This window comes from Enterocloster sp. 210928-DFI.2.20 (assembly GCF_020554465.1).
Taxonomy (GTDB): domain Bacteria; phylum Bacillota; class Clostridia; order Lachnospirales; family Lachnospiraceae; genus Enterocloster; species Enterocloster bolteae.
On record NZ_JAJCHK010000003.1, the window covers coordinates 83,482 to 94,097 of the forward strand.

Annotated in this window: 9 protein-coding genes and 1 other RNA gene; 2 read left to right on the forward strand and 8 right to left on the reverse strand. The window is 50.6% G+C overall.

The features are described 5' to 3' along the window. Positions 1-180: 180 nt before the first annotated feature. The 5 genes from LI015_RS04860 to LI015_RS04880 all read right to left on the reverse strand — a co-directional run bounded on the left by LI015_RS04860 (position 181) and on the right by LI015_RS04880 (position 5,609). A complete protein-coding gene (locus LI015_RS04860) occupies positions 181-1,215 on the reverse strand; it encodes a sugar kinase (RefSeq protein ID WP_002564685.1) in 1,035 nt (344 codons plus the stop codon). 107 nt (positions 1,216-1,322) lie between these two features. Next, on the reverse strand, positions 1,323-2,354 hold the full coding sequence (locus LI015_RS04865) for a sugar kinase (RefSeq protein ID WP_002564686.1): 1,032 nt from the start codon (positions 2,352-2,354) through the stop codon (positions 1,323-1,325). 77 nt (positions 2,355-2,431) lie between these two features. Beyond that, a complete protein-coding gene (locus LI015_RS04870; protein ID WP_002564687.1) occupies positions 2,432-3,082 on the reverse strand; it encodes a bifunctional 2-keto-4-hydroxyglutarate aldolase/2-keto-3-deoxy-6-phosphogluconate aldolase in 651 nt (216 codons plus the stop codon). A 129-nt stretch (positions 3,083-3,211) separates the two neighbouring features. Then, positions 3,212-3,973, reverse strand: coding sequence for an IclR family transcriptional regulator (locus LI015_RS04875; RefSeq protein ID WP_227124254.1), 762 nt, complete (start codon positions 3,971-3,973; stop codon positions 3,212-3,214). 148 nt (positions 3,974-4,121) lie between these two features. After that, entirely contained in the window at positions 4,122-5,609 is a 1,488-nt protein-coding gene (locus LI015_RS04880) for a UxaA family hydrolase (RefSeq protein WP_002564689.1), read from the reverse strand. A gap of 206 nt (positions 5,610-5,815) precedes the next feature. On the opposite strand from LI015_RS04880, the gene LI015_RS04885 reads away from it, so the two are divergent. After that, entirely contained in the window at positions 5,816-6,817 is a 1,002-nt protein-coding gene (locus tag LI015_RS04885) for a LacI family DNA-binding transcriptional regulator (protein ID WP_002564690.1), read from the forward strand. Positions 6,818-6,839: 22 nt separating this feature from the next. Next, entirely contained in the window at positions 6,840-8,255 is a 1,416-nt protein-coding gene (gene uxaC / locus LI015_RS04890) for a glucuronate isomerase (RefSeq protein ID WP_002564691.1), read from the forward strand. A gap of 73 nt (positions 8,256-8,328) precedes the next feature. On the opposite strand, the gene LI015_RS04895 is transcribed toward uxaC, so the two are convergent. From LI015_RS04895 to rnpB, 3 genes are all read right to left on the reverse strand, one after another. After that, the gene (locus LI015_RS04895; protein ID WP_227124255.1) at positions 8,329-9,372 is read right to left on the reverse strand and encodes a lysylphosphatidylglycerol synthase transmembrane domain-containing protein; all 1,044 of its coding nucleotides are present in this window, start codon (positions 9,370-9,372) and stop codon (positions 8,329-8,331) included. A gap of 207 nt (positions 9,373-9,579) precedes the next feature. After that, on the reverse strand, positions 9,580-9,957 hold the full coding sequence (locus tag LI015_RS04900) for a hypothetical protein (protein WP_002572509.1): 378 nt from the start codon (positions 9,955-9,957) through the stop codon (positions 9,580-9,582). Positions 9,958-10,222: 265 nt separating this feature from the next. After that, an RNA gene (gene rnpB / locus LI015_RS04905) (RNase P RNA component class A) lies at positions 10,223-10,580 on the reverse strand. Positions 10,581-10,616 lie beyond the last annotated feature (36 nt).

Here is a 10,616-nt window from a genome sequence, read left to right on the forward strand (position 1 = left end):
CTTCTCCTTTTCATCTGCCTCCCGGGAAGCCGTGGGCCTGCCGGAGGCACTTGTTATGTCTGTATGAGAAGTATATATCATTTACTGTCCATATCCAATAAAGTATTTCTTAAGAATTCTGAATTTAGAATGAACCTTACGACAAATGTTACAAAATGTTTACACAAATACGGTCTGCCTTTACCGGGCCATCTCGCTCTGAGGTCCTGCCTGATTGTGGGCATGGATGATGGTCTCGATTTCTTCCAGGTTGGAAGACGGCAGGTCTCCGGGAATGGTGTTCTTGACAGCAGCCGTGGCATTGCCGAAGGCAACGGCCCTGGCACAGTCACCGTCTGTACTGAGCAGCCCGTAAAGCGCCCCGGATATATAGGCGTCGCCGCTGCCGATCCGGTCCACCACCTCAATATCCCGGTACGGCTCCTCCTCATAGTACTCATCCCTGGCTGCATCGTATATCACAGAGCCAAAGGTATGCCGCTTGGGGCTGTGGACGATTCTCTGGGTGGAGGCCACAATGGAGATAGGGAATTCCTCGGTAAAGCTCTTCATCATCTCCCTGGCAGTGCCTGTCTTTAAAAAGGTGAGCCTGGCAGTGTCCTCGGAACAGAAGAAAATGTCCACATAGGGAAGGATTCTCAGGATACACTCCCTGGCCTGGTCCCCTGTCCACAGATTTCCCCTGAAGTTAACATCAAAGGATACCAGGGTACCTGCTGCTTTGAACCGCTTAATCATCTCTATGGTGGTCTCGCGGATGTCCTCGTTCAGGGCCAGGGTGATGCCTGTGGTGTGGAAACATTTGGAAGCCGTGTACACCTCCTCCGGTATCTCGTCAATATCCAGGGAGAAAAAAGAGCTGTGGTTGCGGTCGTAAATCACTTTCGGCTTTCTGGGATAAGCGCCGTTCTCATAATAGTAAATGCCGACCCTGGCTGCGGGGGACTGGTCATACATAAAGAAATCATCGCTGACCCCGAAGGAACGAATCTTGCCTTTCATGAAGCTTCCTATATCATGGGCCGGAAGCTTGGATATAACGCCTGTGTGAAGACCCAGAAGAGCCGCGCCCACTGCCACATTCAGCTCTGCGCCTCCCACCTGCTTGACAAAGGTATCGCCTCTGGACAGACGCTCGTTATCCGGGGGCGACAGCCGAAGAAGCACCTGTCCTAATGTAAGAAGGTCAAAATTCCTGCCGTTTGTTTCTACCATATCATATCTCCTTTTCAAATAAAAACATATAAGAAACCATATAAGAAACGGCTAATACCTCTGAAAGGATTAGCCGTCTCTGATTGTCTGATTGTCAATATCCTGATTTATCTCTGAACACGGCCTGAACCGTCGCCGCCGGCCAGATTCTCAACATCAGCCCTGGTTACCAGGTTGAAGTCGCCTGGAATGGTGTGCTTTAATGCGGATGCAGCTACTGCATACTCCAGGGCCGCCTTCATATCCTTGCCATCCACCAGACCGCAGATCAGGCCTGCTGCAAAGGAATCGCCGCCGCCTACACGGTCAACGATAGGTGTGATGTGGTACTTTCTGGAGTGGTAGAACTCACGTGTCTTTCCATCCATGATGCAGGCAGACCAGCCGTTATCGGAAGCGCTGTGGCTCTCGCGCAGGGAGCTGATGATATACTTGAAGCCGAACTTATCAGCCATCTGGTTGAAGATGTCAACGTATCCTGCCAGTTCCAGCTCGCCGGAGGTAACATCGGTGTTGCCCGGCTTAAAGCCCAGAACCTTCTCTGCATCTTCTTCATTGCCGATGCAGACATCAACGTACTGCATCAGGTTGGTCATGACCTTCTGAGCCTTCTCAGAGGACCACAGTTTCTTACGGAAGTTTAAGTCAACGGACACTGTAACGTTGTGTGCCTTGGCTGCCTTTAACGCTGCCTCGGTGAGCTCGATGGCCGCATCGCTGACAGCTGGTGTGATTCCGGTAAAGTGGAACCAGTCAGCATCTGCAAAAATCTCGTCAAAGTTGAACTGATCCGCAGTTGCAGTGGAGATGGAGCTGTGGGCACGGTCATAGACCACGTTGGAAGCTCTCATGGCAGAGCCTGTCTCCAGGAAGTAGATGCCCAGTCTCTCGCCGCTTCTGGCAATGTGCTTTGTACCTACATTATACTTTCTCAGTGCAGCCACTGCGCACTCGCCAATGGGATTAGCCGGAACTGCAGTAATGAATTCAGCTTCATGGCCGTAGTTTGCAAGGGAAACTGCCACATTTGCCTCGCCGCCGCCGTAATTGATGTCAAACTCGTCTGCCTGGATGAACTTCTCATTGTTTGGGGTAGATAATCTTAACATGATTTCGCCCATGGTAACAATCTTTGCCATTGTATGATTCTCCTTTAATCTCTTCTTATAATCTCTTTTTAATTATATTTGGAATGATGCTTACTGTAAGGTATCATCTATGCCCTTGCCGCTGCAACAGCTGCCACGAACTCCTGAGCCTTAGCTGTAACGGCTGCGAAGTCGCCTGTCTTGGCGCCCTTTGTCAGGCTGCTTCCTGTTCCCACTGCGTAAGCGCCGGCCTTGATCCACTTGTCAACATTATCCACGTCTACGCCGCCGGACGGCATGAACTCGCCCTGTGGAAGGGGGCCCTTGAAGGAGCTGATGGCTGCTGGTCCCACGATGTTGCCTGGGAAAATCTTAATGATATCACAGCCGGCTTCCATAGCGGTAATGGCCTCGGATGGAGTCATAACGCCTGGCAGCATGGGCACTCTGTAACGGTTGCACAGACGGATGGTGTCCACGTTCAGGCCCGGGCTTACGATGTAGTTAGCTCCGGCCAGGATGCAGGCCCTTGCGGTCTCAGGATCCAGTACGGTACCCGCGCCAATTACAATCTTGTCATTGCCTTTATACTTCTCAGCCATCAGTTTGATGAAGCCAACCGGATCTCCGTCATCCATGGTCATGGTAAGCTCGATGAAATTGATGCCGCCTGCAATAATGGCGTCAACTACCTTCTCACCCTGCTCATAGTTCTTTGCGCGAACAACAGCAACCAGACAGTCTTCTTTCATTCTTGCTAAAACTTGTTCTTTCTTCATCTTCATTCTCCTTCTCTTTAAATTCGCATATGCGAATCCCTTTCACAATTACGATTTGTATACCTAAATTCTAATCGCTGTCACATGATTTGTCAACAGCAAAACAGGTAAAAATATAAGTTTATTTTCCTATGCATACCCGATGTAACCCAACAGCCGTGACAGCTGGGCTCCCTTATCGCTTACCAGGCGTCCCAGGGCGTCATAATCCTCGGTGGGTTTATACAGGCTGGAGACGCTGATGGCTCCCATCACATTACCATCCTGCCCAAATACGGGAGCTCCTACGCATTCCATGTGCTCTTCCAGCTCCCTGGCGTCAAAGGCATATCCCTTTTCACGCACCGATTTAAGTTCCCTCTCAAATTCTTCCCTGGTGCAGATGGTTCTATCCGTGTGCTTCTTAAAGCTGATACGTGATAATACGCCGTCCCGGTCCTCATCCTCCGTGTAGGCCATGATTGCCTTGCCGAGGGATGTGCAGTAAATGGGATTTTTTGTTCCCACAGTGGCCGTGGTGATGATGGGATTCTCTGGTTCAAACTTGCAGATATACACAATGGAATCATCTGAGCGTATCCCGAAGAACACGGTTTTCCCCACCTCCCTGGAAAAGGCCTTGAGCACCGGGTCAATGGTGCTTATAAAGTCCAGATTATTTGTATAGTTAATTCCAATCCGGTAGGCTGTCAGGCCGATGGTATATCTCTGCTTCTGTTCCCTTGCCACATGAATCATACCGGTCTGCACCAGTGTGGTCACGATATCGTAAGCGCTGGTCTTAGGCATGTCCAGCTTTGCACATATCTCATCCAGGGTAATGCCGTCCGTTTTTTTTGACACCAGCTTTAATATTTCTACGGTGCGCAGCGTGGTTCTGTTTAGTTTCATGGACACCTCCCGCTCAATTATTCGTATATACATCTTTTATCCGTATATACGATATCTGTTATTCAGTATACCTCAGTCCGCCAGGAGATGCAAGAAGAAATTACAATTAATACTGCCATAAATAATACTGCCATAAAAACCGTTTTTTCTACAGGGTCACTCCCTGTTTAAAGATAGCCATATCATGGAATCCTGCTTCCTCTGACTTGACCTTCCTGCCGGATGCAACAGCCAGGACGTAATTCAGCAGCTCCTTTGCCAGTTCTTCCTTTGTCATGTCCTCCACCATGCGGCCTGCGTTAAAGTCTATCCAGTTGTCCTTATGGCCTGCCAGCCTGGAGTTGCTGGATATCTTGACCGTTGGGACCGGGGAGGCAAACGGGGTTCCTCTTCCCGTTGTAAAGAGCACCATATGGGCGCCGGATACAGCCAGGGCCGTGGAGGCCACCAGGTCATTGCCGGGAGCGCTTAACAGGTTCAGACCCTTCACCTTCACCGGTTCGCCGTATTCCAGCACACCCCTTACAAGAGCGCTTCCCGATTTCTGGGTACACCCTAAGGACTTGTCCTCCAGGGTGGAAATGCCGCCCTTTTTATTGCCTGGGGACGGGTTCTCGTAGATGGTCTGGTTGTGGCTGGTAAAATAGTTCTTGAAATGATTGATCAGGTCCACGGTCTTGTCAAACAGCTCCGGAGAGGCGCAGCGGTTCATGAGAAGTGTCTCTGCCCCGAACATTTCAGGCACTTCCGTAAGGATGGTGGTTCCGCCCTTGCTCACCAGCAGATCGGAAAACGCGCCCACCACCGGATTGGCCGTGATGCCGGACAGTCCGTCAGATCCGCCGCACTTCATGCCGATGACCAGCTCGGCGGCATCTATCTTCTCCCTGGAAAATGCGCCTGCGTAAGCTGCCAGCTCCTTAAGAAGCCCCATGGCAGTCTCCATCTCATCCTCCACATCCTGGCACTGAAGGAACTTCACGCGATCCTCGTCGTACGCTCCGATATAGTCCATGAGCACGGGAATGTTGCTGTTCTCACACCCCAGTCCCAGCACCAGAACACCTCCCGCATTGGGGTGGCGGATCATATCTGCCAGCACCTTTCTGGTATTCTCCTGGTCATCACCCATCTGGGAACATCCGTAAGGGTGGGGAAATGCAATCACGTCCTCCACATTTCCAACAGCCAGTGACTTTGCCTGGTTCTCAAGGGCCTTGGCAATGGAGTTGACACAGCCTACCGTGGGGATAATCCATATCTCGTTGCGGATTCCCGCCTTGCCGTCCGGCCTGCGGTATCCCTCAAAATACACATGCTCTGTAGGGGCCACATCGTTTTCCTGGGGAACATAGTCATAGGTAAGCACATCGCCCAGGGCAGTCCTCACATTGTGCACATGGACCCACGCCCCCGCCTCTATGTCCTCCTTTGCATATCCAATCCTGAAGCCGTATTTCACCACTTCCTCTGCGGCTTTTATGAACCTTAAGGCAAACTTGTGTCCCTGGGGTATGTCCTCTAAAAGGCTGACCTTTACGCCTGCCACATCCAGGGTCTCACCCTTTGCAAGGGGACGCAGCGCAACCGCCACATTGTCATTTTCATGAATTTTTACAATATCCTGCATGGCCATTCATTCTCCTATCATCTTGTTTTCTTTGATTTTGTGTGCCTGTTCCTTGTTTGCTGTTTCATGACTTATTTTTGTAAGTGCTTACAATTATTCTACTCATTATCAGGTCAGAAGTCAATAAAAAAATAGAAAAGTATTGCATTACTTACTGGGAATATGTATAATATACTTAGCTTGTAAGCGCTTACAGAATGTGAGGTTAGTTTATGAATATATATGATGTTTCTGAACATGCGGGGGTGTCCATCGCCACCGTATCCAGGGTACTTAACGGAAATCCCAATGTCAGTGAAAAGACCAGAGAAAAGGTCTTGAAAGTTATGGACGAGTTGGGTTATACTCCTAATGTGTTCGCCAGAGGCCTGGGGTTAAATACCATGAAAACCATCGGAATCATGTGTTCCGATTCGTCCGATCCGTATCTGGCAGGCGCCATCTACTATCTGGAGCGGGGACTGCGCGCCCACGGCTATGACGCCATTCTCTGCTGCACCGGCTATGACCTGGACGCCAAACAGAAGTATTTTGATTTGCTTCGTTCCAAACGGGTGGATGCCATCATACTGGCCGGTTCCAAGTTCGTGGAGATGCGTGCCAAGGATAATGCCTATATCATCGAGGCTGCTTCCGACCTTCCCATCATGCTGGTCAACGGCTTCCTGGAAGGCGAGAATATATACAGCACTGTCTGCGACGATCACGCGGCGGTGTACGGCGCCGCCAGCCAGCTGCTCTCCTCCGGACGCAGGCGCATCCTGTATGTATACACCAGCTATTCCTACAGCGGGGTCAATAAGCTGGAAGGATACAAAGACGCCCTCAAGGCAAAGGGCATCACGCCATCCGACGAACTCATCCGCCAGTGTCCCAAGGACATAGAGGCTGCCAGGGAGCTGCTGCTGTCCCTTCACAGGGAAGGATTGGAATTTGACGCTGTCATCACCTCCGACGACTCACTGGCCGTGGGAGCTGTGAAGTATGCCCATATAGCGGATATCTCCATTCCCCGCGATCTGAGCATCATCGGCTATAACAATTCCCTGCTGGCCCGGTGTACGGACCCGGAGATTACATCCATTGACAGTAAGGTGGAAGCGCTCTGCACCACCACGATCAACACTCTAATGGGGGTTTTCAGCGGCGTGAATGTGCCCAGCAGGACCACAATCGCTTCTGATTTAATAAAAAGGAAAACCACAAATTTTTAATTCTTAAGGAGGAATATCACACATGAAACAATTTATGGACAAGGATTTCTTATTATCAACTGATATGGCCAAGACGCTGTATCATGATTTTGCAGAGAATATGCCGATACTTGACTATCACTGCCACATCAATCCTCAGGAAATCTATGAGGACCGCAAGTTTGACACCATCACACAGGTATGGCTGGGCGGCGACCATTACAAGTGGCGCCAGATGCGTTCCAACGGCGTGGACGAGAAGTATGTGACCGGCGACAGCACGGACAGGGAGAAGTTCCAGGCCTGGGCAGAGACCATGCCAAAGCTCATCGGCAACCCGCTGTACCACTGGAGCCACCTGGAGCTGAGGAAGTACTTCGGATACCAGGGCTATTTAAACGGCGATACCGCCGAGGAGGTATGGAACCTGTGTAATATGAGGCTCCAGGAGGACTCCATGACGGTCCGCAACCTGATTAAACAGTCAGGCGTGACACTGATCTGCACCACCGACGACCCGGTAGACTCCCTGGAATGGCATAAGAAGATTGCAGAGGACGACACCTTTGATGTACAGGTACTTCCGGCATGGAGACCGGACAAGGCCATGAACGTTGAAAAGCCAACCTTCGGCGCTTATATGGCTCAGCTTTCCCAGGTCAGCGGTGTACAGATTACGGATTTTGCATCCTTAAAGGAAGCGCTCAAAAAGCGTATGGCATTCTTCGCATCCATGGGATGCTGTGTATCCGACCATGCCCTGGAGTATGTAATGTATGCGCCTGCTGCTGACTCCGAGGTAGATGCCATACTTGCCAAGGGCTTAAAGGGCGAGGCGGTATCCAAGGAAGAGGAGCTGAAGTTCAAGACAGCCTTCATGCTGTTTGTGGCCCGGGAGTATAATGCCATGGGATGGATTATGCAGATTCACTACGGCTGCAAGAGGGACAACAACGGCTACATGTTCGAGAAGCTGGGTGCCGATACCGGATTTGACTGCATCAATAACTATGCTCCAAGCGCGCAGATGGCTGACTTTTTAAATGCCCTGAGCACCAATAACGAGATTCCAAAGACCATCCTGTACTCCCTGAATCCAAATGATAATGCTTCCATCGGAACCATCATCGGCTGTTTCCAGGAGAAGTTCCCCGGTAAGATCCAGCAGGGCTCCGCATGGTGGTTCAACGACCACAAGACCGGCATGACTGAGCAGATGACATCCCTGGCCAACTTAGGATGCCTGGGCAACTTCATCGGCATGCTGACAGACTCCAGAAGCTTTCTGTCCTACACCAGACATGAGTACTTCCGCCGCATCCTCTGCAATCTGATTGGCGGCTGGGTAGAGAACGGCGAGTATCCGGCCGATATGAAGGCACTGGAGGAAATCGTAAAGGGTATCTGCTACAATAACTCTGTGAAATACTTTGGATTTAAGCTGGATGAAGTAAAGTAAACTGAAACAGCACAAGGGGACTGCCTGATTAGGCAATCCCCTTTTTTGCTCTATACCTCTATTGTCCTCACGTTCACACCGGGGAGGCGGGTTTTCCCCTTCTCGCAAACTGCAGGAAGGCGGTTGCCAGCCCGCTTATGCAAAGCATTGCGTAAAAGCTGATTCCCCTGCTTAAAAGCATCACGGAAAAGCTCTGGCCTGCCCCTAAAAGGGTGCGGTACAGCACGAGAAAGCTTCCCTCTGAGGCTCCCACGGAACCGGGAAGGGGTACTGCGGTGACTGCCAGACTCAAAATGGCCTGAAGGGCCAGGAAATCTTTTGCCGATGCGGATATGCCCAGGGCACGGCAGGCCCAGTAAGGAACCAGATAGAGAGCAGTCAGCTGAACAGCACTATGGATGAAGATTCTCACCGCCGCCAGGGGATACTGCCTCAGATAGGCTCCTCCCCTGCTGTACTCATTAATCAGTCCCTCCACCTTCCGGATGGCGCGTTTCCTGTTTTTTATGATTCCGGCCCTGCTCAGTCCGCCTGCAATGCACAGCATTATTTTCTCCGCCAAAAGACCATGGAAGATGATTAACAGGATAAGGCCGGAACAGAATCCATTTACCAGTACTCCGAATACCAGGAGCAGCCGTATGATTCTGCCCTGCCCCATGACAAAGGACAGATTGGCGCCCACCATAACGCACCCGTAAACCAGCACCGTCATCTGATACACCGCGGCTGTGGCCAGAAGGGAAAATGAACTGTGGGCTGCCCCAAAGCCGTCCCTGACCATATAATAAAGCTGCATGGGCTGCCCTCCCGTGGCGGAAGGAGTGATGGCGCTGAAATAAAAATCCGTGAACGCATAGGAAAGAGAGCGCCAGTAGGGTACCTTTTTGCCAAAGGTCCCCATCAAAAGCCTGATATTGGCCGCCTCGCAGTTGACGAACAGAAACATGCAGGCAAACCCTATGGCTACAAACCTGATATCCGCCCTCATAAAGGTACTGCCCAGGGTCTGGGCGGAATGGCTGCCCAAAAGCACATGGAATGTGAACCAGGCCAGCAAAGCCACCAGGCAGAGCCCAATGGACATCTCCTTCCAGTTCATCTTTTTCTGTTTCATCTCTTTCGCCCCCTTTCCCTGCCTGTTCTCTGTTTAAGCTGTGTCTATTATACCGTCCATTTCTTAAAAACTTATGATTATTTTCTGAATGTTTTTGTATTTTTTATCACGTTCTGATGGTCAGAGATCAAAAAAAGCCGCCGCGCAATCAGGATTCGTCTCCTCCTGCGCAGCGGCCCTGCCGCTGTGGTCCAGACTGCCCATCCTCTATTTGAGGCGCACCACATGCTGGCAGTATATGTACATATTCTTGATTTTTTTGGCCTGCTGTCCGTCGTCTCCCAGCACGATGGGCTGTGTTCCCGTAGGGGTTATGTAGAGCTTAAAGGCGATGGCATCCTGCCCAATCTTCATGGACCTTACCGGCGCGTACTGAAAATTGCCCTGTTGGATTCCCAGATATTCATACATGCTGTGCTCCAAATCAGGATTGGCGTACACCCGCACCACATCTGCTTCTCCTTTCATGTCGATGATTGCCCTGGCTTCCTCAAATTTGATGTTCGTAAAACGGTAATCCCCATTACCGATGATATAGGCCAGCGTACCATTATCCAGTAACAGCAAAGGATCCGTCTGTGCCATGTAAATACCCCCTTTTCAAAAATCATTCTTAATATGTTTCACCTTAATCATAAAGCCTGCTGAGAGGAATGTCAATATAATCAGAAAATTATCAATATTGTTTGTCAATTAACTATCAATTTAAGTGTTTTTCCGAATACTATTTCTCCCGGAAACTGCCTACGCCGCTTTCCGGTACAGTCCGGCCCATGGGCACCCGAAACGCAAAAAAGATTACAGGATTCATCCCATAATCTTCTCTTTCCTTATATCATATCAAAAAATGTATGTGAGCAGGACGATAAGCCGGGTTATGTCGTTGAATGGCCATCTATCTAGGACTGCCGTCGCCGGCAGCCTCAAGCAACCTACCCGGAAGCTGACGGGCAGCCATATGCTTCCTGTTCGGTCTTGCTTCGAGTGGGGTTTACATGTGCCCCGCCTGTTACCAGACGGGCGGTAGTCTCTTACACTGCCCTTCCACCCTTACCTTTAAGGCCGCAGCCAAAAAGGCGGTACATTTCTGTTGCACTGTCCCTGGAGTCGCCTCCGCCAGACGTTATCTGGCACCCTGCCCTGTGAAGCCCGGACTTTCCTCTCCCGCGGCCTTGCGGTATCGCGGCAGCGGCCACCTGTCCTACTCACAACGTGTATTAGTCTATCACAGAATCATGGGTTTG

Bases quoted from the DNA above. Each gene is read 5' to 3' on its own strand.
- LI015_RS04870 (WP_002564687.1), bottom strand. From the start codon at position 3,082: ATGAAGAAAGAACAAGTTTTAGCAAGAATGAAAGAAGACTGTCTGGTT.
- uxaC (WP_002564691.1), top strand. From the start codon at position 6,840: ATGAAACAATTTATGGACAAGGATTTCTTATTATCAACTGATATGGCC.
- LI015_RS04860 (WP_002564685.1), bottom strand. From the start codon at position 1,215: ATGGTAGAAACAAACGGCAGGAATTTTGACCTTCTTACATTAGGACAG.
- LI015_RS04885 (WP_002564690.1), top strand. From the start codon at position 5,816: ATGAATATATATGATGTTTCTGAACATGCGGGGGTGTCCATCGCCACC.
- LI015_RS04895 (WP_227124255.1), bottom strand. From the start codon at position 9,372: ATGAAACAGAAAAAGATGAACTGGAAGGAGATGTCCATTGGGCTCTGC.
- LI015_RS04875 (WP_227124254.1), bottom strand. From the start codon at position 3,973: ATGAAACTAAACAGAACCACGCTGCGCACCGTAGAAATATTAAAGCTG.
- LI015_RS04900 (WP_002572509.1), bottom strand. From the start codon at position 9,957: ATGGCACAGACGGATCCTTTGCTGTTACTGGATAATGGTACGCTGGCC.
- LI015_RS04865 (WP_002564686.1), bottom strand. From the start codon at position 2,354: ATGGCAAAGATTGTTACCATGGGCGAAATCATGTTAAGATTATCTACC.
- LI015_RS04880 (WP_002564689.1), bottom strand. From the start codon at position 5,609: ATGGCCATGCAGGATATTGTAAAAATTCATGAAAATGACAATGTGGCG.